At 42.9% G+C, this 21,770-nt stretch carries 18 protein-coding genes; 15 read left to right on the top strand and 3 right to left on the bottom strand.

What is annotated here, in order from left to right:
- Position 1: 1 nt before the first annotated feature.
- Both spoIVB and spo0A read left to right on the top strand, forming a co-directional pair.
- On the top strand, positions 2–1,297 hold the full coding sequence (gene spoIVB / locus AB685_RS03910; protein WP_082153487.1) for a SpoIVB peptidase: 1,296 nt from the start codon (positions 2–4) through the stop codon (positions 1,295–1,297).
- A 272-nt stretch (positions 1,298–1,569) separates the two neighbouring features.
- The gene (spo0A, locus tag AB685_RS03905) at positions 1,570–2,358 is read left to right on the top strand and encodes a sporulation transcription factor Spo0A (protein ID WP_047969201.1); all 789 of its coding nucleotides are present in this window, start codon (positions 1,570–1,572) and stop codon (positions 2,356–2,358) included.
- A 117-nt stretch (positions 2,359–2,475) separates the two neighbouring features.
- Here spo0A and AB685_RS30115 read toward each other — a convergent pair whose 3' ends face one another.
- Complete coding sequence (locus AB685_RS30115; protein ID WP_082153486.1) at positions 2,476–2,628, bottom strand: YycC family protein; 153 nt, start codon at positions 2,626–2,628, stop codon at positions 2,476–2,478.
- 92 nt (positions 2,629–2,720) lie between these two features.
- On the opposite strand from AB685_RS30115, the gene AB685_RS03900 reads away from it, so the two are divergent.
- Positions 2,721–3,455 carry a glycerophosphodiester phosphodiesterase gene (locus AB685_RS03900; RefSeq protein ID WP_047969200.1) on the top strand — a complete coding sequence of 245 codons (735 nt, stop codon included), beginning with the start codon at positions 2,721–2,723 and terminating at the stop codon, positions 3,453–3,455.
- A gap of 63 nt (positions 3,456–3,518) precedes the next feature.
- On the opposite strand, the gene AB685_RS03895 is transcribed toward AB685_RS03900, so the two are convergent.
- Positions 3,519–3,755 carry a DUF2627 domain-containing protein gene (locus tag AB685_RS03895; RefSeq protein ID WP_047969199.1) on the bottom strand — a complete coding sequence of 79 codons (237 nt, stop codon included), beginning with the start codon at positions 3,753–3,755 and terminating at the stop codon, positions 3,519–3,521.
- Positions 3,756–3,952: 197 nt separating this feature from the next.
- Between AB685_RS03895 and AB685_RS03890 the strand changes: the two genes are divergently transcribed.
- The 9 genes from AB685_RS03890 (at position 3,953) to AB685_RS03850 (ending at position 15,972) form a co-directional block, all read left to right on the top strand.
- Positions 3,953–6,004 (top strand): sigma-54-dependent Fis family transcriptional regulator, encoded by a 2,052-nt coding sequence (locus tag AB685_RS03890; protein WP_047969198.1) that lies wholly within the window; start codon positions 3,953–3,955, stop codon positions 6,002–6,004.
- 135 nt (positions 6,005–6,139) lie between these two features.
- Positions 6,140–7,039: a phosphate butyryltransferase gene (yqiS, locus tag AB685_RS03885; protein ID WP_047969197.1), complete on the top strand. Its 900-nt coding sequence runs from the start codon at positions 6,140–6,142 to the stop codon at positions 7,037–7,039.
- A gap of 226 nt (positions 7,040–7,265) precedes the next feature.
- The gene (gene bcd / locus AB685_RS03880) at positions 7,266–8,369 is read left to right on the top strand and encodes a branched-chain amino acid dehydrogenase (protein ID WP_047969196.1); all 1,104 of its coding nucleotides are present in this window, start codon (positions 7,266–7,268) and stop codon (positions 8,367–8,369) included.
- A gap of 155 nt (positions 8,370–8,524) precedes the next feature.
- Positions 8,525–9,652, top strand: a complete 1,128-nt coding sequence (buk, locus tag AB685_RS03875; protein WP_198530449.1) for a butyrate kinase — start codon at positions 8,525–8,527, stop codon at positions 9,650–9,652.
- A gap of 16 nt (positions 9,653–9,668) precedes the next feature.
- A complete protein-coding gene (lpdA, locus tag AB685_RS03870) occupies positions 9,669–11,093 on the top strand; it encodes a dihydrolipoyl dehydrogenase (RefSeq protein ID WP_047969194.1) in 1,425 nt (474 codons plus the stop codon).
- 221 nt (positions 11,094–11,314) lie between these two features.
- Positions 11,315–12,307 carry a thiamine pyrophosphate-dependent dehydrogenase E1 component subunit alpha gene (locus tag AB685_RS03865; RefSeq protein WP_047969193.1) on the top strand — a complete coding sequence of 331 codons (993 nt, stop codon included), beginning with the start codon at positions 11,315–11,317 and terminating at the stop codon, positions 12,305–12,307.
- Positions 12,308–12,319: 12 nt separating this feature from the next.
- Positions 12,320–13,303, top strand: a complete 984-nt coding sequence (locus AB685_RS03860; RefSeq protein WP_047969192.1) for an alpha-ketoacid dehydrogenase subunit beta — start codon at positions 12,320–12,322, stop codon at positions 13,301–13,303.
- A gap of 220 nt (positions 13,304–13,523) precedes the next feature.
- Entirely contained in the window at positions 13,524–14,843 is a 1,320-nt protein-coding gene (locus AB685_RS03855) for a dihydrolipoamide acetyltransferase family protein (RefSeq protein ID WP_047969191.1), read from the top strand.
- Positions 14,844–14,997: 154 nt separating this feature from the next.
- The gene (locus AB685_RS03850; RefSeq protein ID WP_047969190.1) at positions 14,998–15,972 is read left to right on the top strand and encodes an NAD(P)-dependent alcohol dehydrogenase; all 975 of its coding nucleotides are present in this window, start codon (positions 14,998–15,000) and stop codon (positions 15,970–15,972) included.
- A gap of 64 nt (positions 15,973–16,036) precedes the next feature.
- On the opposite strand, the gene AB685_RS03845 is transcribed toward AB685_RS03850, so the two are convergent.
- Positions 16,037–16,465 (bottom strand): hypothetical protein, encoded by a 429-nt coding sequence (locus AB685_RS03845; RefSeq protein ID WP_047969189.1) that lies wholly within the window; start codon positions 16,463–16,465, stop codon positions 16,037–16,039.
- Between the two features lie 203 nt (positions 16,466–16,668).
- Here AB685_RS03845 and AB685_RS03840 point away from each other — a divergent pair, with 203 nt between their 5' ends.
- Genes AB685_RS03840 through meaB form a run of 3 tightly spaced genes read left to right on the top strand, consistent with a single transcriptional unit; the run spans position 16,669 to position 21,716 of the window.
- Positions 16,669–18,528 carry a methylmalonyl-CoA mutase subunit beta gene (locus tag AB685_RS03840; RefSeq protein WP_047969188.1) on the top strand — a complete coding sequence of 620 codons (1,860 nt, stop codon included), beginning with the start codon at positions 16,669–16,671 and terminating at the stop codon, positions 18,526–18,528.
- Positions 18,518–20,698 carry a methylmalonyl-CoA mutase gene (gene scpA, locus AB685_RS03835; RefSeq protein ID WP_082153484.1) on the top strand — a complete coding sequence of 727 codons (2,181 nt, stop codon included), beginning with the start codon at positions 18,518–18,520 and terminating at the stop codon, positions 20,696–20,698. The genes AB685_RS03840 and scpA overlap by 11 nt, the downstream gene beginning before the upstream one ends.
- On the top strand, positions 20,691–21,716 hold the full coding sequence (gene meaB / locus AB685_RS03830; protein WP_053073718.1) for a methylmalonyl Co-A mutase-associated GTPase MeaB: 1,026 nt from the start codon (positions 20,691–20,693) through the stop codon (positions 21,714–21,716). The genes scpA and meaB overlap by 8 nt, the downstream gene beginning before the upstream one ends.
- The last annotated feature ends 54 nt before the right edge of the window (positions 21,717–21,770 follow it).

Here is a 21,770-nt window from a genome sequence, read left to right as displayed (position 1 = left end):
TTTGAGAGAAGATATAATTAGAAAAGTTGTTGGTGTATTTCTCCTTGTTTCAGTCATGGTATTATGTGTAAGTCAACCATTTAAAGAGTATGTCCAAATTCCGAATAAAATAACGATGTTTGAAGGACAAGGATTACATTTCCAGTCGTCCGTTCCGGTGACTGCCAAGGTGAATGAAGATTCTTCCTCCTCTCTCGGAATTAAGACAGATCATAAAACGTTAGCATTGAATGGAAAGCAGGCAGGAGAAGGCCAGGTTGTGCTGCAACTTGCTGGTATTCCGGTCAAACAGGTAAATGTGGATGTCATTCCGGAATATAAAGTGTATCCGGGTGGACAATCCATCGGAGTGAAATTAAACACTTTAGGCGTACTTGTAGTTGGTCACCACCAGGTTGATACAGAAGATGGCAAACAATCGCCTGGGGAAATAGCAGGTATTCAGGTAGGCGACATTATAACAAAAATCAACGGTAAAACCATTGAACAGATGAGTGACGTTGCTCCATTTGTACAAGAGTCCGGTAAGACCGGAAATCCCCTTGATGTTGTCATCACACGAGAAAAAGAGACCATTGAAACAAAACTAATTCCTTTAAAAGACAAGCAGGACAGTTCATTCAGAATCGGGCTATATATCAGAGATTCCGCCGCTGGAATCGGGACGATGACATTTTATGATCCGATCACAATGAAATATGGTGCATTGGGGCATGTGATTTCTGATATGGATACCAAGAAACCAATTATAGTCCAAGACGGCCAGATAGTTCGGTCAACGGTAACATCCATCGATAAAGGTAGCAATGGGGTGCCCGGAGAGAAACTCGCAAGGTTCTCTAGTGACAGATCGGCAATTGGTGATATATCAAGAAACAGCCCTTTCGGTATTTTCGGAACGCTTAATAAAGATATTGAGAATGGCATTATGGACAATGCCTTGCCAATCGCATTGTCAACAGAAGTGAAAGAAGGTCCTGCTAAAATCCTTACCGTTGTGAATGGAGATGAAGTGGAGGAGTTTGATGTTGAAGTAATTAGCAGCATTCCTCAAAAATTCCCTGCGACAAAAGGGATGGTCATCAAAATCACAGATCCGGTTCTTTTGGAAAAGACAGGTGGAATCGTACAAGGAATGAGTGGTAGTCCAATCATTCAAAACGGCAAAGTAATTGGTGCTGTTACTCACGTATTTGTCAATGATCCGACTAGTGGGTACGGTGTCCATATTGAGTGGATGCTGAACGAAGCCGGAATTGATATTTATCAACAGGATAAAGAGAAGAAAGTGGGCTAATAGCTCGCTTTTTTTTCTTTTGTTTTGATGTAAGGTGGAATATGAAAAGAAGAAAAAGATTATTCGACAAAAGTGCCAGTAAATGTAATTTATTGCGTATTACGTCGAAATAAAGAGTATTCTGGAGAAAAATAAAGATTTTATATAATTTTTAAGGAATTTTTATTTTTTTAAAGGAAAAGAGGTTGCATTGTCGAATTTAACAATTAGAATAATATAAAAGGCTTAATTGCTTTAAAGAAAGTATTGGGACTGAGGAGGAAACTAGTTATATGAAAATTAAAGTATGTGTCGTTGATGACAATCGTGAATTAGTTGGTCTTTTGGAAGAGTATATTTCAGCGCAAGAGGACATGGAAGTTGTAGGGGTAGCTCACAATGGTCAAGAATGTCTTCAGTTGCTTCAAGATAAAAATCCTGACGTTTTGGTGCTTGATATCATTATGCCTCACCTTGATGGATTGGGAGTGCTTGAAAAAATGCGTTCATTGAACCTGGAAAAGTCTCCTAACGTTATTATGTTAACCGCTTTCGGACAAGAAGACGTCACGAAAAAAGCAGTGGACTTAGGTGCATCCTACTTTATCCTGAAACCATTCGACATGGAAAACCTAGTGAGCAACATCCGTCAAGTAAGCGGAAAAGCTTCACCTATCCTTAAGCGATCCAGTTCGTCCTTCCGTTCCTCAAGCCCGGAAAATAAAGGTAGAAATCTTGATGCAAATATCACAAGTATCATTCATGAAATTGGTGTACCTGCCCATATCAAAGGTTACCTTTACTTACGCGAAGCAATCTCCATGGTGTATAATGATATCGAATTATTAGGATCTATCACGAAGGTCCTTTATCCTGATATTGCAAAAAAATTCAACACCACAGCAAGCCGAGTGGAACGTGCAATCCGCCATGCAATCGAAGTTGCTTGGTCCCGTGGCAATATTGACAGCATTTCTTCCCTTTTCGGATATACAGTTTCCATGACAAAGGCGAAGCCAACCAACAGTGAATTCATTGCGATGGTAGCAGACAAGTTGCGACTGGAGCACAGAGCATCCTGAGAGGGTAAGGGCTCAAAATAGGTAAAAAGAAAACCCAACATGCGAACTTGTATGTTGGGTTTATTATTGTTAAGTATGGGCATTTGTTATGTAAGATAGGCATTTAAACGAATGGGATTATTTCTTATCCCCGTTAGTTTCATTCCGTTCAATTTCCACCAGCTTCTGAATGAGTATATGTTGTGGTAAATGCATCACTTGCTCTATAGGGACATCCAATGCTTTAGAGAGTTTTTGAGCGGTTTCAGCGGATATTTGTAGTGGGCGCATTCTGTTCACCTCGCTTCATTAATAAATCTTACTAAATACTACGTAAGTTTACAATTTTTTCTGTCAGGAAATATGTTGAAAGGTGTGGAAAAATGACAAAAATATTCGGCCACAGAGGTTCTGCAGGAACTCACCCTGAGAATACGATGATAAGCTTTGATCAAGCATACAAAGATGGAGCTGATGGTATTGAACTTGATGTTCAATTAAGTAAAGATGGCATTCCAGTTGTCATACATGATGAAAAGGTCAACAGAACAACTGATGGAAAAGGATTTGTGCAGGATATGTCCTTGACGGAACTAAAAAAACTGAATGCGGTGCATAAATTTAAAAAACAATATAAGCATGCTGAAATCCCAACTTTGGAAGAGGTGCTGGAATGGGCATATAAAAAGCAAACGATTGTAAACATTGAGCTGAAAAACAGTATAGTACCTTATGGAGGGATGGAAGAAAAAGTGTTGGGGTTGATTGAAAAGTACCATATGCAACATCTGATCATCTTTTCGAGCTTTAATCACTACAGCATTGCTAGGTTAAAAACACTTGCCCCGGAAATTGAAAAAGCAGTATTGTATATGGAAGGGATTTACAAACCATGGGATTACACGAAATGGGTGGGAGGACACGGGATTCATCCGCATATAAAGGTAGCTACACCTAACATAATTCAAAGGGCTCAACAAGCTTCCGTACCGGTTCGACCATTTACAGTCAATGATGAAAAAACAATGAAAAGACTTTTTGAAGAAGGATGTGCAGGTTTTTTTACCGATTATCCAAAGAAGGCTGTACAGCTAAAATACCAAAGTAAAACCCGCTGACATGTTCAGCGGGTTTTACTTTTGGCTTATAAAGCTTGGTCTATACAAAACATCAGTTATTTCTTATCTCTTCTGAAACCTCTTCTGAACATTATTACGCTTTCGATCTCGGTAAAAAATGAATCCTGCCACAAACCATAAACCAATCAGAAAAAATAAAAATCCGATGGTAAACTGCAGCGTGAGTGACGGAATTAATGGGTGAGCGATGTTGAATACCATGTCACGCATTAACTTTATTCCATATACGGCAATGATTCCGGGAATCAATAGAATTATTAAAGCGACTATCCGTTGCATATCAATTGTGGGCCTCACTTTCAAAGCTATCGACTTATATTATATCAGAAATTAACTTGCATAGAAGAGGAAAAAGAATTAAGATAAAAGTGTGCAAGAAATTTCACACCTTTTAAAGAACACTGTGAATTTTCTTTCAATTTTACAAGGATTTAAAGGCTAGAGAAATAAATGTATCCGGTGTAGAGGGGTTTTATATGCAGACGGTAATAGTAGTTGGTGCTGGTAAAGGTGGCTCTGCGATTTTAAAAATGTTAACGCATTCAGGAATGTTTAACCTGCTTGCGGTAGTCGATGTAAATCAGGCTGCGCCCGGTTTGGCATTGGCGAAAGAGATGGGGATAACGACCGGACAGGAGTGGAAGGAATTCCTCTCTGAGAAGATTGATATCATCATTGAAGCGACGGGGTCTGATGAAGTGTTTCGGGAAATCCGTGATGCGAAGGATAAAAAAACGGTTCTTGTGCCGGGGACGGTAGCCCATATCACGGCTACATTAGTAGAAGAAAAAGAAGAACTGATTGCTAAAATGAAATATGAATCCCATAAGCGTGATCTGATCTTTAATTTATTGCATGATGGATTAATGGTTGTCGATCAATCTGGGAAGGTAATCATCTATAACAAAAGTGCAGAAAAGATTGTGGGGATAAAAAAGGCTCACATGCTTGGTCAGCACATTTTGGAAAACATTCCGACCAGCCGATTGCAAGATGTGATACATACACAAAAAGTTGAAAAAAATAAAGAAATGCTACTTGAGAACGGTAAGAAAATCATTACGACAAGATCTCCTTTGATTGATGAGGATGGAATGGTAATCGGTGCCTTTGCTGTTTTCAAGGATATAACAGAGGTCGTGAATCTTGCTGAGGAAGTAACAAACCTAAAAGGAATTCAGACGATGCTCGAAGCGATCATTCAATCTTCAGATGAAGCCATTTCGGTAGTAGATGAGTTTGGACGAGGATTAATGATTAATCCTGCATACTCCAGATTGACAGGACTAGAGGAAGAACAAATCATCGGAAAACCTGCCACTGCGGATATTTCCGAAGGTGAAAGTATGCATATGAAGGTGCTTGAAACCAGGCGTGCCGTCCGTGGGGTGAATCTGAAGGTAGGTCCGTCCAAGAAAGAAGTTATCGTCAACGTAGCGCCGATCATAGTCGATGGAAAGCTTAAAGGCAGTGTAGGAGTTATCCATGATGTCTCGGAAATTCAGACGTTAACAACCGAACTTGACCGTGCCAGACAAATCATCCGAACGCTCGAGGCGAAATATTCGTTTGAAGATATTATCGGTTCCTCCGAAGAGATGAGTCTAGCGATTGAACAGGCCAAGCTTGGAGCGAAGACTCCGGCGACGGTCCTTTTGCGAGGGGAATCAGGTACGGGGAAAGAGTTGTTTGCGCATGCCATTCATAATGCGAGTAATCGCAAATACAACAAGTTCATCCGTGTGAATTGTGCTGCTTTATCAGAAACATTATTGGAAAGTGAACTGTTCGGATATGAAGAAGGTGCATTTTCTGGTGCTAAGCGTGGCGGTAAAAAAGGACTTTTTGAAGAAGCAAATAATGGAAGTATCTTTCTTGATGAGATCGGGGAATTATCGGCCAATACTCAAGCGAAACTGTTAAGAGTTTTGCAGGAAAGTGAAATTATCCGGGTAGGCGGAACTAAATCAATTTCGATAAATGTTCGAGTCATAGCGGCAACGAATGTCAATCTTGAAAAAGGGATTGCGAATGGATCTTTCCGCGAAGACCTTTACTACAGGTTGAACCGCATGCCAATTCATATTCCTCCACTTCGGAAAAGGAAAGAGGATATTGAATTTTTGAGTGAGCACCTCATTCGAAAAATCAACCAGGATTATGGAAGGAATGTTGAGGGTTTGGCTCCTAGAGCAATCAATCACTTGGCAGCGTATGATTGGCCAGGTAATGTGAGAGAGCTTGAAAATGTTCTTGGTCGAGCGATCATCTTCATGAAATTTAACGAAGTGTTTATCGATACAGAACATATCCCCTCTCTTGCCACGACCGGAGATAAGGTTTCGCAAGAATCTTCTGAAATAGTATCAAGTGATTATACTCTTGCTGAAATGCTTGAAGGATATGAAGCGAAAATAATTCTTAAGACATTGAAGAAGAATAAGGGAAACAAAACACGAACTGCCAAAGAATTGGGGGTATCAATCAGGAATCTTTATTATAAGATGGAAAAGTTCTCGATTGAATAATGTTGCCTGCAAAAAGTTGCGTACAAAGAAAAAAGTTGCACGTTAATCATTATAGAAATAAAGCGTTTTCACTAGTTAAAAGTTGGCACGCTTCTTGCATAGTTAATATTGGAGTAGAAAGGAAGGGTTGAGAAAATGAAACTAGAGGAACTTATCACCAAAGCAACCCAGCTCACCTCAAAGGTTGTAGCGATTGCAGCTGCCGAAGATGAAGAAGTGATCGAAGCGGTTTCGCACGCCTTAAACAAACAGTTGGCATCCTTCATATTGTTTGGGAATGAGGAGAAAATAATAGCATTATTGAACGATCACGACATCGCCCCATCACATAACGCACTTAAAATTGTGGCTGCTGATGGTGCGAAAAAATCTTCCGAGCTAGCAGTGAAAGCTGTATCATCCGGGGAAGCAGATGTACTGATGAAAGGTAATGTACCAACAGCAACGATTTTGAAAGAAGTACTGAATAAAGAATATGGGTTGCGTACAGGCAATGTCCTATCACATGTGGCAGCATTTGAGGTGCCTGGTTACGAGCAGTTAATTTTCGTAACAGATGCAGCGATGAATGTGGAGCCTGACCTTAATCAAAAGATCCAAATTGTTCAAAACTCAGTTCAAGTAGCAAGAGCACTAGGTATTGAATTACCTAAAGTTGCTCCTCTGGCTGCGGTTGAAGTAGTGAATCCGGCCATGCAAGCAACTGTCGATGCAGCCTTGCTTACACAAATGAACAATAGAGGGCAGATCAAAGACTGCATTATTGATGGGCCTTTGGCATTGGACAATGCAGTATCAGCACTTGCTGCTGAACACAAAGGAATCCAAAGTGAAGTGGCCGGACAAGCGGACATCCTGTTTGTACCGACCATTGAAGTAGGAAATGTCTTATATAAATCATTGATATACTTTGCAAAAGCAAAAGTCGGCGCTATTATTGCCGGCGCAAAAGCACCAATTGTATTAACATCCAGAGCCGACTCAGCCGAGAGTAAATTAAACTCACTGGCCCTAGCGGTTTGCTCTGTTAAATAATTACTCTGTCAGTACCTAAATTTTTTTCTAAAAAGTAACATAGCTGTTGATTGGAGCGAAAGGCGTAGACTCCTGTGGGAGATAGCGCTTGGTGGAGACCCCGCAGGCGAAAGCCGAGGAGGCTCCAGCAGCGCCCCGCGGAAAGCGAAGCCTTTAGCGGAAATCAACAGCGGTGTAAATGTAACAATATAATAAACTATTTACTATCTTGGGGAGGAATTTTATCATGGAAATTTTCAAATATATGGAGACTTACGACTACGAGCAACTGGTGATCTGCCAGGACAAACAATCAGGACTAAAAGCTATCATTGCTATTCACGACACTACACTTGGGCCAGCTCTTGGTGGTACACGTATGTGGACATACGCAAACGAAGGTGCAGCAATTGAAGATGCACTTCGCCTTGCAAAAGGGATGACTTATAAAAACGCGGCTGCCGGGTTAAACCTTGGTGGCGGTAAAACAGTTATCATCGGAGATCCACGTACAGACAAAAACGAAGAAATGTTCCGCGCATTCGGTCGTTACATCCAAGGATTGAACGGACGATACATCACAGCAGAAGATGTTGGGACAACTGTAGCTGACATGGACTTAATCTATGAAGAAACGGACTATGTAACTGGTGTATCACCTGCATTCGGTTCTTCCGGTAACCCATCTCCTGTAACAGCATTTGGGGTTTACCGCGGAATGAAAGCTGCAGCGAAAGAAGCATTCGGAACGGATTCTTTAGAAGGTAAAGTAGTAGCAGTTCAAGGTATAGGAAACGTAGCATTCAACCTTTGCCGCCACTTACATGAAGAAGGAGCTCAGCTAATCGTAACGGACATCAATAAAGATGCGGTTAACCGTGCAGTGGAAGAGTTCGGCGCAAAAGCAGTGGATATCAACGAGATCTACAGTGTTGAATGCGACATTTATGCACCATGTGCACTTGGAGCAACAATTAACGACGAAACAATTCCTCAATTAAAAGCAAAAGTAATCGCTGGTGCAGCAAACAACCAATTACTTGATACTAAACACGGGGATATCATTCACGAAATGGGTATCGTTTACGCACCAGACTATGTAATCAACGCTGGTGGAGTAATCAACGTTGCAGATGAGCTTTACGGCTACAACCGTGAGCGTGCAATGAAGAAAGTAGAAGGAATTTACGACAACATCGAGAGAGTTATCGAAATTGCAAAGCGTGACGGCATCCCAACTTACCGTGCTGCTGACCGTCTAGCAGAAGAGCGTATCGAACGTATGAAAAACTCTCGCAGTCAATTCTTACAAAATGGCCATAATATCTTAAGCCGTCGTAACGGACGCTAATAAATAAAGGCTCAGTTAAAGGTTGAAGTTGTGATGGTTTCTAGCCTTTTGCTGAAATCAGCAGCGGCGTTTAACAGAGCTTAAATAAAATATAAGTATCTCAGATAGGGCAAACGCGCTGATCATGTAAGTCGCTCGTTTGCCATCCGTCTGAAATGGAGGTTTCAACGTTGTTAGAAAAGGAATATCGCATACTTGTCATCAATCCAGGATCAACATCTACGAAAATCGGCGTATTTGATAATGAACGCTCTGTTTTTGAGAAAACATTACGTCACGATAGCGAAACGATTAATTCCTTTGCAAGTATTTACGATCAGTATGAATTCAGAAAGACAACCATTCTTGAGACATTAGATCAAGAAGGCATCAATATATCAAAGCTAAGTGCCGTATGTGGACGTGGTGGACTTCTTCGTCCAATCGAAGGCGGAACATACTCTGTTAACAAAGAAATGCTGCAAGATTTGAAAATCGGTTTTGCAGGGCAGCACGCATCTAACCTTGGTGGAATCATCGCCTACGAAATTGCGACAGGATTGAATATTCCATCCTTTATCGTGGACCCGGTAGTAGTAGATGAACTATCCGACATTGCCCGTATCACAGGATTCTCTTTGATCGAGCGCAAAAGTATTTTCCATGCGTTGAACCAAAAAGCGGTTGCACGCAGAGTAGCGAAAGACCTTGGAAAAAAATACGAAGACCTTAACCTTATTGTTACCCATATGGGTGGTGGTATTACGGTCGGTACGCATGTTGGCGGTCGAGTAGTTGATGTAAATAACGGTCTTCATGGAGATGGCCCATTCAGCCCAGAGCGTGCTGGAACGGTTCCGGCCGGTGAGCTTGTGTCATTATGTTTCTCAGGAGACTATTACCGTGATGAAATCATGAAAAAACTAGTGGGACAAGGTGGTCTTGTAGGGTACCTTGGAACAAACGATGCAGTTAAAGTGGAACAGATGATCGAAGCGGGCGATGAAAATGCCGCTTTAGTGTACGATGCAATGGCTTATCAGGTTGCAAAAGAAATCGGATCAGCAAGTGCTGTTCTGGCAGGAATAGTAGACGCAATCATCTTGACTGGTGGACTTGCTTACGGAAAAGGGTTTGTAAAACAAATCTCCGAGCGCATCAGTTGGATTGCTGATGTCATCGTACAACCAGGTGAAAACGAACTGCAAGCCCTGACAGAAGGGGCACTTCGTGTGTTACGTGGCGAAGAGAACGCAAAAGAATATCCTGGTACGATTGTGGACACAAAAGTAGTACAGAGCTAGAAGGGAGCAAGGAATAATGGCACAAGAATATGATTTAGTCATCCTAGGTGGCGGAACAGGCGGGTATGTCGCGGCTATTCGTGCATCTCAACTTGGCTTAAAAACAGCAGTAGTAGAAAAGAAAAAAATCGGGGGAACTTGTCTGCATGCAGGCTGTATCCCAAGTAAAGCATTGCTTCGCAGTGCAGAGGTTTTTGCTCAAACAAAGAACAGTGAAGAGTTCGGCGTCATCTCTGGTGAAGTGAAATTGGACTTCTTCAAAGTGCAAGAGCGTAAACAAAAAATTATCGACCAGCTTCATGGCGGCGTACAGCACCTGATGAAGCAAGGGAAAATAGATGTATTTTACGGAACAGGTCGTATTTTAGGACCTTCTATCTTCTCACCAATGCCTGGAACAATCTCTGTGGAGTTTGAAAACGGAGATGAAAACGAAATGCTGATCCCTAAAAACGTGATCGTAGCAACAGGTTCCCGTCCGCGTTCTCTTCCTGGACTTGAAATCGACGGCAGCCAAGTGATGACTTCGGATGAAGCACTATCCCTTGAAGAGCTTCCTAAATCCATCATCATCGTTGGTGGAGGCGTAATCGGTATCGAGTGGGCTTCCATGCTTGATGACTTCGGAGTAGAAGTGACGGTACTCGAGTATGCTGATCGCGTGTTGCCGACAGAAGACAAAGAAGTATCCAAAGAAATGCAACGCCTTCTGAAGAAACGCGGCATCAAAGTGGTCACTAGTGCGAAGGTTCTTTCTGAAACATTAGAAAAAGCGGAAGGCTCCGTTACTATTAAAGCCGAGCATAAAGGAGAAGAAAAATCCTTTACTGCAGAAAAAATGTTGGTGTCCGTTGGCCGTCAAGCTAACGTTGAAGGCATTGGTATTGAAAACACAGACATACAAGTGGAAAAAGGCTTCATTACAACAAATGACCGTTTCCAAACTAAAGAGTCCCACATCTACGCAATCGGTGATGTAATCGGTGGCTTGCAATTAGCACACGTTGCTTCTCACGAGGGAATCGTAGCAGTTGAGCATATAGCTAATGAAAATCCGGCACCAATCGATTATTCTATGATTTCCAAATGTGTGTACTCAAGCCCTGAAGTGGCATCAGTTGGGTACACCGAAGAAGAAGCGAAGGAAAAAGGCTTCGAAGTGAAAACAGGCAAGTTTTCCTTCCGTGCAATCGGAAAAGCGCTTGTATATGGAGAATCCGACGGCTTCGTAAAAATGGTAGTAAACAAAGAAAACGATGACATACTTGGAGTCCACATGATTGGGCCACACGTTACAGACATGATTTCTGAAGCTGGACTTGCACGTGTACTAGACGCAACACCTTGGGAAATCGGTCACACCATCCACCCGCATCCTTCGCTATCTGAAGCGATCGGTGAAGCAGCACTTGCAGTGGATGGCAAAGCGATACATTCGTAATGCTAAGAATGACGTTGATTGTAGCGGAAGGCGCTTGACTCCTGCGGGAGAGTAGCGACAATCTTGAGACCCCGCAGGCGGAGCCGAGGAGGCTCAAGGTCGCCCCGCGGAAAGCAAGCGACTGCAGCGAAAATCAACAGCAAAAATCAATATAGTTCTAAATGGAAGAGGAGCAGGTGTTCACTTGCTCCCAACTCTCTACATATAGGAGGTAAACTTAAATGGCAGAAAATCGTCACCAAGCTCTCGGGCTTACAGATGAAAACGTACTAGAAATTTTTGAAACAATGCTAATGGCTCGCCGTATTGACGAGCGTATGTGGTTACTTAACCGTGCAGGAAAGATCCCTTTCGTTATATCATGCCAAGGTCAAGAAGCAGCGCAGGTTGGAGCGGCATTCGCTTTAGACCGTGAAAAAGACTACGTATTACCATACTACCGTGACATGGGTGTCGTTCTTACATTCGGAATGACAGCTACTGAATTGATGCTTTCCGGTTTCGCTAAAGCGGAAGATCCAAACTCAGGTGGCCGTCAAATGCCAGGTCACTTCGGACAAAAGAAAAACCGTATCGTTACAGGTTCTTCACCAGTAACTACACAAGTACCACATGCAGTAGGTGTAGCACTTGCAGGACGCTTAGAAGGAAAAGACCTTTGTACGTTTGTAACGTTCGGTGAAGGTTCATCCAACCAAGGTGACTTCCATGAAGGCGCTAACTACGCAGCGGTTCATAAGTTACCGGTTATCTTCATGTGCGAAAACAACAAGTATGCTATCTCTGTTCCTTATGAGAAGCAAGTGGCATGTGAGAAAATCTCAGACCGTGCACTTGGATACGGAATGCCTGGTATCACCATTGACGGAAATGATCCTCTTGAAGTGTATGCAGCGGTTAAAGAAGCAGCTGACCGTGGACGTCGTGGCGAAGGCCCTACACTTGTTGAAGCAATCTCCTACCGCCTGACACCACACTCCAGTGATGACGATGATCGTGCATACCGTGAGCGTGACGAAGTGGCAGCAGCAAAAGCGAATGATCCAATCATAAGCTTTGCCGCTTACCTAAAAGAGGTGGGCGTACTAACAGACGAAAAAGAAAAAGAAATTAATGACAAGATTGCAAAAGAAGTAAACGAAGCAACAGAATACGCAGAAAATGCTCCATATGCAGATGCTGAATCCGCAATGAAGCATGTCTACGCAGAGTAAGGGGGAACCATCATGGCAGTTATTTCTTATATAGATGCAGTAACCATGGCCATCCGTGAAGAGATGGAACGTGATTCTAAAGTATTTGTCCTTGGAGAAGATGTGGGGAAAAAAGGTGGAGTCTTCAAAGCGACTAATGGCCTTTACGATCAATTCGGTGAAGACAAAGTAATCGATACACCTCTTGCAGAATCCGCAATCGCTGGTGTGGCAATTGGTGCAGCAATGTACGGAATGCGTCCAATCGCAGAAATGCAGTTCGCAGACTTCATCATGCCAGCAGTGAACCAAATCATCTCGGAAGCTGCAAAAATCCGTTACCGTTCCAACAACGACTGGACTTGTCCACTTGTTGTGCGTGCTCCATACGGTGGGGGAGTTCACGGTGCACTTTACCATTCTCAATCAGTTGAAGCAGTGTTCGCAAACCAGCCTGGTCTTAAAATTGTAATGCCTTCCACACCTTATGATGTAAAAGGATTACTAAAAGCGGCCATCCGTGACGAAGATCCAGTTCTATTCTTCGAGCACAAACGTGCCTACCGCCTGATCAAAGGCGAAGTACCGACTGATGACTATGTACTTCCAATCGGAAAAGCGGACGTGAAACGTGAAGGAGAAGACATCACGGTTATCACTTACGGTCTATGTGTACACTTTGCACTACAAGCTGCAGAGCGTCTTGCACAAGATGGAATCTCCGCACACATTCTTGACTTGCGTACAGTTTACCCGCTTGATAAAGAAGCGATCATGGAAGCTGCTTCTAAAACAGGAAAAGTACTTTTACTTACAGAAGATACAAAAGAAGGAAGCATCATGAGTGAAGTATCTGCAATCATTGCAGAAAACTGCTTATTCGACCTTGATGCACCAATCATGCGCCTTGCTGGTCCAGACGTACCTGCAATGCCATATGCTCCGACTATGGAAAAATACTTCATGGTCAACCCGGACAAAGTGGAAAAAGCGATGCGTGAGCTTGCTCAGTACTAATACCTTATTTTTAAGTGGAAAAGTGAACGAATGGTAATGTTGAGTTTCCTGCAGTTGATTGTAGTGGAAGAAGCTTGACTCCTGCGGGAGGAAGGGACATGGGAGACCCCGCAAGGCGTAGCCTGAGGAGGCTCCCGGACCGCCCGCGGAAAGCAAGCTTCTGGAACGAAAATCAACTGCAGTGTTCAACAGAGCCCACCGATTAAAGGAGGTTCTCATCATGGCAGTAGAGAAAATTACAATGCCACAGCTAGGAGAAAGCGTAACTGAAGGAACAATCAGCCGCTGGATCGTAAGCGTAGGCGACAAAGTAAACAAATACGACCCTCTAGCAGAGGTTATGACCGATAAAGTTAACGCAGAAATCCCTTCTTCATTTACAGGAACAATCAAGGAACTTGTAGCAGAAGACGGCGACACATTAGCAGTTGGTGAAATCATCTGCTATATCGAAACAGAAGGTGGCGGAACAGCAGAAGCAACGGCTGACACACCGAAAGAAGAAAGTGCACCTGCAGAGAAGCCTGAAGCTCCAGCAACTTCAAAAGCTCCAGCAGCTCAAGAGGATGCAGACACACCAAATAAACGTCGCTACTCGCCAGCAGTTCTACGCCTTGCACAAGAAAACAATGTAGACCTTGAGCAAGTTAAAGGAAGCGGTGCAGGCGGACGTATTACCAGAAAAGACATCCAAGCGGTGATCGATTCCGGAAACATTCCAACTGCAGATTCAAAACCGGCAGCGGCTCAAGCTCCAGCAGCGGAAGCTCCGAAATCAGCACCATCAGCACCAAGTGCACCAAAAGCGGCTCAACCTGTTAACGTACCAGTGGAAGCAGGCGATATTGAAATCCCTGTTACTGGTATTCGTAAAGCAATCGCTGCAAACATGCTGCGTAGCAAGCACGAAGCTCCACATGCTTGGACGATGATTGAAGTGGACGCAACAAATCTTGTGGAATACCGCAACTCTCTAAAAGGCGAATTCAAGAAAAAAGAAGGCTACAACTTAACGTTCTTCGCTTTCTTTGTAAAAGCAGTTGCTCAGGCACTGAAAGAATTCCCACAGATTAACTCCATGTGGGCTGGCGATAAAATCGTCCAGAAGAAAGACATCAACATTTCCATCGCAGTTGCAACCGACGACGCACTTTACGTACCGGTTATCCGCAACGCTGATGAAAAAACAATCAAAGGCATCGCTCGTGAGATTACAGAACTTGCAAACAAAGTTCGCGCTGGTAAATTAACTTCTGCAGAAATGCAAGGTGGAACATTTACTGTCAACAACACAGGTTCATTCGGTTCTGTACAATCTCAAGGTATTATCAACTACCCACAAGCGGCAATCCTACAAGTGGAATCCATCGTGAAACGCCCAGTGGTAATGGACCACGGCATGATTGCTGTTCGCGATATGGTGAACCTATGTATGTCTCTTGACCACCGTGTTCTTGATGGCTTAGTGTGTGGCCGCTTCTTAGCTCGCGTTAAGGAAATCATCGAGAAAATGTCTAAAGAGAATACTTCGATTTATTAATAAGAATTTACAGAAACCGATAAGGTCCTATTTATGGACTTTGTCGGTTTTTTTGTTCAAATAAATTATAAAGACAGGTTGACTTAATTTCTTGTGAAGCTACATACAATGATTGCAAGGGAAACAAAAAACGCTTACCCAGAGGAGGCACCACATGAAAGCTGTTGTATATACCAAGTATGGTCCACCAGAGGTACTTCAACTGAAAGAAGTCGAGAAACCTGTTCCGAAAAATAATGAAATTCTGGTTAAAATAGTGGCAACAGCTGTGAATGCAGCAGATTGGCGTTTGAGAAAAGCGGACCCAGTTGCAGTTAAATTGTTCTTTGGACTGACACGTCCCAAAAAGTCCATTCTTGGAGGTGTGCTCGCAGGAGTAGTTGAATCTGTAGGTAGTGAGGTTACTCGATTTAAATCTGGTGATCAGGTATTTGGCTCTTCCGGAATGAGTTTTGGTACTTATGCGGAATACATATGTCTGCCTGAAAACGGAGTGGTCACACTAAAACCACAAAATCTAAGCTATGTTGAAGCCGCAACTGTGCCGTTCGGAGGTAACACTGCCATCCATTTTCTAAGAAAAGCAAATATCCAAAGTCGGCAAAAAATTCTCATTTATGGGGCATCAGGGGCGGTCGGTACCGCAGCAATTCAACTAGCCAAACTTTACGGAGCAGAGGTCACAGGTGTATGTAGTACAGCTAATGTCGAAATGGTGAAGTCTTTAGGTGCAGATAAAGTAATTGACTATACCAAAGAAAAGATTGCTGGAGAGCGTTATGATGTCATTTTCGATACAGTAGGAAAAATCCCTTATAAAGTGGTCAAGAAAACACTTAAGAAAAAAGGAACCTGGATTCTTGGGGCTGCGGGAGTTACTCAAATGGTTCAGGGATATTGGAGTGGGATGGCACATGGCTATAAAATAATTTCAGGGCTTGCATTGGAAAAGGGAGACGATATTAGATTCCTTAAAGAACTGATTGAAAAAGGCAAGTATAAAGCAGTTATCGATAAAAGCTATCCGATGGAACAATTATCAGTTGCTCACAGCTATGTGGAAAAGGGACATAAGAAAGGGAATGTTGGAATTATTATTGATGAAACTATAGATACGATCACTAAGTAAATAGGAAGAGTGTATGAAAACGCTATGTTTTCATACACTCTTAGTTTTTTCTCAGTTATTCAGGTTATCTACTTTTCAAGAACATCCCATCCAGCTCCCGAACCTTATCATAAGCATCCATTAGATGATCAGGTACAACTGTTCTACCAAACACCCACGCATTTTTTTCGATTTGACTCATAAGAATCTCTTTCTCATCTTCTCCGCCATACATCAATATCCTTAAATCATGTTTGTTCTTTTTGAAATCTAGATAATAGCCAATTTCATGATAAAGAATGAGTTTGACAAAGTTCTCATCAGATTCTCTAATTTTATTGTTTATCTTGGCTTTGTATCCATTAATCTGCAAATAATTAAATTTGATCGTGTTAGTCGATATGTTAAAACTCATTGGTGCTTTTAAACCATTGTCAAATTCAAAATTAATATCTAAACCAAGTTCCTCTAGTGTTTCTTTAATTATATTTTCAATATTCCATATGTATAACATCGCTACAAATCACTACCTTTATAAGAAACTATCATTTATATAGTAAGTATAGTTTTTTTGCCAGGCGAATACCACCGAAAATAAGTAATTCCAATGCTTTCTTTATTTGCCGTGCCCACATAACTATATTAAAATAAATATATGAACTTTTAAAAAATTTAATTTGTAAGCGATTACGTAATTGAGGGAACGAGGGGATGAAGATGAGTAGATTAAAAGAGATGAAGAACAATAGTTTCCCGAAAGTGACAATGGAAGAGTGGGTTGAGCAGGCAGAGAAGGCGTTGAAGGGGAAGCCTGTTTCCAAGCTCAACACCGTTACATACGAAGGCATTACACGAAAACCGGTTTATACAGAAAATGATAGAAAGGATCATGCATCTAAACTATTTATAGACAAGTCTGATTGGACAGTCAGCCAACAATTATATGCTTCTACATCATTTGAGGAGTTAAATTCCCAATTAAAACTGGAACTAGAAAGTGGCTTGCAATCCATTCATTTTGCCACTTATTCATCAATGGAACCTAATGCTTTATTTATTAAAGATCAAACTGACCTTAAGACTTTATTTAAAGACCTCCCACTGAATGACATAGCTCTCCAAGTACAAGTGGGATCCAGCGCAACAACGTTCATCAATGCGTTGATCGATAGCGGGATGGAAACAAAGAACTTACAAGGAATCATTGGAGCGGATCCTGTTGGTGAGCTTGCAGCAACAGGCTTGCTGAAACAGCCATTGGAGCAGTATTATGACGAAATGAAATCCAACATTGAGTGGAAAGAAAACAATGCCCCGTGCCTTAAAACAGTATGGGTGCAGTCCAATGCCTATCACAACGGGGGAGCCAATGCCGTGCAGGAGCTTGCAGCTGTCATGGCGACGGCCGTTGAATATTTGGAGGCACTTATGAATAGAGGTATGTCCATTGATGAAGCTTCCCAGGAAATAGCATTTACTTTCCCGGTAGGAAGTGACTTTTTCATGGAACTCAGCAAGCTGAGAGCGGCAAGAGTGTTATGGGCAAATGTCGTGGAGGCTTTTGGAGGAAATGAAAAAGCACAGAAGATGACAGTGCATGCCACAACCTCTATGTTTACCAAATCTAATCTTGATCCGTACGTCAATATGCTCCGTTCGACAACCGAGGCATTCTCTGCGGCCATAGGTGGAGCAGACAGTATTAATGTAGACAGTTATCAGCAAGGGAAAGATGTTTTCTCACGAAGAATCGCAAGAAATACCCACTACATCTTAAAAGAAGAGAGCTTTTTAGACAAAGTCGTCGATCCAGCAGCAGGCTCTTATTACGTCGAAAAGCTGACAAATCAATTGGCTGATGAGGCATGGAAGCTGTTTCAGGAGCTGGACAAGCTTGGCGGAATCGTGGAAGCTCTGCGAACAAATTTCATACAAGACCGCATTGCCGATGTAAAAGAAAAGCGACTTAAGGATGTCCAGAGCAGGAGAAAAATATTGGTCGGTATCAATATGTATGCAAATCTTCAAGAGGAGCTAAAGTGGCAAATAAGCAAAAAACGTGTGGATGGAAATGAACATGCTCCAGTAAAAGTACAGGCCATTCAAACCTTAAGGCTATCTGAAGCCTTTGAAAGCTTGCGTTACCAAGCTAAGGTGTATCAGGAAAAACAGGGGACATCTCCAAAAGTTACCTTAATTAATCTTGGGTCATTAGCAACACACAAGCCGCGAACTGACTTCGCATCAGGTTTTTTTCAGGTAGGAGGCCTTCAACCTGTCGTTAGTCCAAGCTTTGAAGAGGCTAAAGGAATTGTGGAGTGGGTATCTAATCAAAACATAACTGGCTATGTATGCATTTGTGGAAGTGATGACACCTATGAGGAGTTGCTTAGTGGAGCGGTTATGGCTGTCAATTCGCCTAACCGAAAAGTATTGGTTGCTGGCTTACCGGAAGCAACACGTCAAAAAGAGTTGCAGGAAATAGGGGTTAGTGATTTTATTCATATGCGCTCCAACTGTTTTGAGCAATTAGTAAAGATACACCAAGAAATGGGGTTGACCGATAATGAAGCCTGATTTTTCAACGAGAACACTGAACAGACAAGCTACCAATACCCAAACCGTGCCACTCTCTAACGAAGCGGTGGAAGAGTTGTTTTATGAAACGAATGAGCAGATAAAATTGAAGGCTAATTACACACTGGCCGACTCGGATGGAGCCGATCACTTGGGAACACTTCCTGGTATTGCCCCGTATCTTCGTGGACCTTACCCGACGATGTACGTCAACAGACCATGGACGATCCGTCAGTATGCAGGTTTCTCCACAGCAGAAGAAAGCAATGCATTTTATAGAAGAAACCTGGAAATGGGACAGAAGGGATTATCGGTTGCTTTTGACCTCGCAACTCATCGAGGCTATGATTCCGATCACCCCCGTGTCGAAGGGGATGTCGGAAAAGCCGGTGTTGCCATCGACTCCATTCTCGATATGAAAATCCTCTTTGACGGGATTCCGTTGGATAAAATGTCCGTATCTATGACAATGAATGGTGCGGTATTGCCAATCATGGCATTTTACATTGTGACGGCTGAAGAGCAGGGTGTCAGTCAGGAAAAGCTCTCTGGAACCATCCAAAATGATATTTTAAAAGAATACATGGTTCGTAACACCTATATCTACCCGCCTGAAATGTCGATGAGGATCATTGGTGATATTTTTGCTTACACATCCCAGCATATGCCGAAGTTCAACAGCATCAGTATTTCTGGCTACCACATGCAGGAGGCGGGAGCGCCGGCGGATATCGAGCTTGCCTATACGTTGGCAGACGGGTTGGAGTATGTTAGAACAGGACTTGAAGCTGGCATTGATATTGATAAGTTTGCTCCAAGACTTTCTTTCTTCTGGGCAATCGGCATGAATTTCTTCATGGAAGTGGCGAAAATGCGTGCAGCCCGTTTTATCTGGGCAAAAATGATGAAGGAGTTTGCTCCGGAGAATCCGAAGTCGATGGCTCTCCGAACACATTCACAAACTTCGGGATGGAGTTTAACCGAGCAAGACCCGTTCAATAACGTGACGCGCACATGCATTGAAGCGCTGGCGGCTGCAAACGGCCATACTCAATCCTTGCACACTAACGCATTAGATGAAGCTATTGCGCTACCAACGGATTTTTCTGCTCGTATTGCACGTAATACGCAACTATATCTACAAGAGGAAACGGATATTACCAAGGTCATTGACCCTTGGGCTGGATCCTACTATGTAGAAACATTGACAAAAGAATTGATTGATAAAGCATGGACACATATAGAGGAAATTGAAGAGCTGGGTGGCATGGCAAAAGCAATAGAAACCGGACTGCCAAAGATGAAAATTGAAGAGGCATCGGCACGCCGTCAAGCAAAAATCGATTCTGGAAGAGAAGCAATTATTGGTGTAAACAAGTTCCGTCTGGATAAAGAGGACATGACAATAGATGTACTTGATATTGATAATGCTGAGGTTCGTAAAAAGCAGATACTACGTTTACAGAAGCTTCGTGAAAACAGAGAGGAAACAGAAGTGGTTTCCGCATTGGAAGCTCTTACAGATGCCGCACGCACAGGTAAAGGCAATCTGTTGGAGCTTGCCGTGGACGCAGCCCGTGCCCGTGCAAGCCTTGGGGAAATTTCGGATGCCATCGAAAAGGTGGCCAACCGCCATCGTGCTGTGATCCGCTCCATCAGTGGCGTTTATAGCAGTGAATTCTCAAATGAGGAAGAGATGAGTGCCGTGAAGGATAAAATTGAGGAATTCCTAGAGCTCGAAGGAAGAAGACCGAGGATTATGATTGCCAAGATGGGGCAGGACGGCCATGACAGAGGGGCTAAGGTCATCTCAACAGCCTTCGCAGACCTTGGATTTGATGTGGATATCGGACCGCTTTTCCAAACTCCTAAAGAAACAGCATTGCAAGCAGTGGAAAATGATGTTCACGTTATTGGAATCAGTTCCCTTGCTGCAGGACACAAAACTTTGTTGCCACAACTTGTGGAAGAACTGAAAAAGTTGAACCGTGAAGACATTATTGTCGTAATCGGTGGAGTAATTCCTGCACAGGATTACGAATTTCTTTACAGCAAAGGCGCTTCGGCCATCTTCGGACCTGGAACGGTCATTCCACGTGCAGCGGAGAAGGTCATGGAGGAGATATACGAACGCCTCGGTTATGAGGAAGTGGAAGAGACAAATGACTAAAGAGCGAAAGCCTCGTAAAAAAGTGCTCCGGAAAGTGGAACGGAGCACCGAGGATATCATTGCAGGTATCCATGCAGGAGTCCGTTCCGATTTGGCCCAAGCCATAACGCTAGTAGAAAGCAATGCATCACGACATTTTCATAAAAGCCAGGAGATTATTCAGGAGATCATGCCCTCCACAGGGCGTTCCGTTCGAATTGGAATAAGTGGAGTTCCTGGTGCAGGAAAGAGTACATTTATTGAAGCATTTGGTTTGTATTTGTGCGAGCTGGGCCACCAAGTCGCCGTGCTTGCAGTCGATCCGAGCAGCTCCAAGACAGGTGGAAGTATCCTTGGTGACAAAACCAGGATGGAACAGCTGGCCAGACATCCGAAGGCATTTATCCGTCCGTCACCATCAAGTGGCACGCTAGGTGGAGTACATCGGAAAACGCGTGAAAGTATCCTTTTGTGTGAAGCTGCTGGGTATGATGTAATCTTGGTGGAGACAGTCGGAGTAGGGCAGAGTGAAGCGATTGTACGGGATATGGTGGATTTCTTTCTGTTGCTTGTTCTTACAGGTGCAGGAGATGAGCTTCAAGGAATGAAAAAGGGCATTTTGGAGCTCGTGGATGCGATTGTTGTGAACAAAGCGGATGGAGATAATAAAGCAAGGGCTGAGAAAACTGCTCATGAGTACCGGCAGATCCTCCATTTTTTGCAGCCTGCAACAGATGGCTGGGAGACGAAGACGTTTAGTTGTTCGGCGTTGCATAATAAAGGAATCGATCAAACATGGAGCCTTGTGAAAGAATTCATGGATGTGACAAAAGCTTCTGAGGAATTTGATAGAAGGAGAACAGAACAAAAGCGGAGCTGGTTCTACACTTCTTTAAAAGATCAGATAGAAATGCTTTTCTTTAGTGATACAAATGTTAGATCACAGTTGCCACTGATGGAGAATCAAATAAGTACAGGGGAGATTTCTGTTTCTGCGGCTGTGAATAGCTTGATGGGATTATATAATCGGAATGAATAGGTAGGAGTCTGAAGAATAGGAACAGTTCTGAAAAAATACGAGATCTTATTGTAA

The sequence above is a fragment of the Bacillus sp. LL01 genome, from assembly GCF_001037965.1.
This window is presented reverse-complemented; position numbering and strand designations above follow the sequence as displayed.

Bases quoted from the DNA above. Each gene is read 5' to 3' on its own strand.
- bcd (WP_047969196.1), top strand. From the start codon at position 7,266: ATGGAAATTTTCAAATATATGGAGACTTACGACTACGAGCAACTGGTG.
- buk (WP_198530449.1), top strand. From the start codon at position 8,525: ATGGAGGTTTCAACGTTGTTAGAAAAGGAATATCGCATACTTGTCATC.
- AB685_RS03895 (WP_047969199.1), bottom strand. From the start codon at position 3,755: ATGCAACGGATAGTCGCTTTAATAATTCTATTGATTCCCGGAATCATT.
- AB685_RS03865 (WP_047969193.1), top strand. From the start codon at position 11,315: ATGGCAGAAAATCGTCACCAAGCTCTCGGGCTTACAGATGAAAACGTA.
- AB685_RS03845 (WP_047969189.1), bottom strand. From the start codon at position 16,465: ATGTTATACATATGGAATATTGAAAATATAATTAAAGAAACACTAGAG.
- lpdA (WP_047969194.1), top strand. From the start codon at position 9,669: ATGGCACAAGAATATGATTTAGTCATCCTAGGTGGCGGAACAGGCGGG.
- AB685_RS03855 (WP_047969191.1), top strand. From the start codon at position 13,524: ATGGCAGTAGAGAAAATTACAATGCCACAGCTAGGAGAAAGCGTAACT.
- AB685_RS03860 (WP_047969192.1), top strand. From the start codon at position 12,320: ATGGCAGTTATTTCTTATATAGATGCAGTAACCATGGCCATCCGTGAA.
- AB685_RS03900 (WP_047969200.1), top strand. From the start codon at position 2,721: ATGACAAAAATATTCGGCCACAGAGGTTCTGCAGGAACTCACCCTGAG.
- AB685_RS03890 (WP_047969198.1), top strand. From the start codon at position 3,953: ATGCAGACGGTAATAGTAGTTGGTGCTGGTAAAGGTGGCTCTGCGATT.
- yqiS (WP_047969197.1), top strand. From the start codon at position 6,140: ATGAAACTAGAGGAACTTATCACCAAAGCAACCCAGCTCACCTCAAAG.
- meaB (WP_053073718.1), top strand. From the start codon at position 20,691: ATGACTAAAGAGCGAAAGCCTCGTAAAAAAGTGCTCCGGAAAGTGGAA.
- AB685_RS03840 (WP_047969188.1), top strand. From the start codon at position 16,669: ATGAGTAGATTAAAAGAGATGAAGAACAATAGTTTCCCGAAAGTGACA.
- AB685_RS03850 (WP_047969190.1), top strand. From the start codon at position 14,998: ATGAAAGCTGTTGTATATACCAAGTATGGTCCACCAGAGGTACTTCAA.
- scpA (WP_082153484.1), top strand. From the start codon at position 18,518: ATGAAGCCTGATTTTTCAACGAGAACACTGAACAGACAAGCTACCAAT.
- AB685_RS30115 (WP_082153486.1), bottom strand. From the start codon at position 2,628: ATGCGCCCACTACAAATATCCGCTGAAACCGCTCAAAAACTCTCTAAA.
- spo0A (WP_047969201.1), top strand. From the start codon at position 1,570: ATGAAAATTAAAGTATGTGTCGTTGATGACAATCGTGAATTAGTTGGT.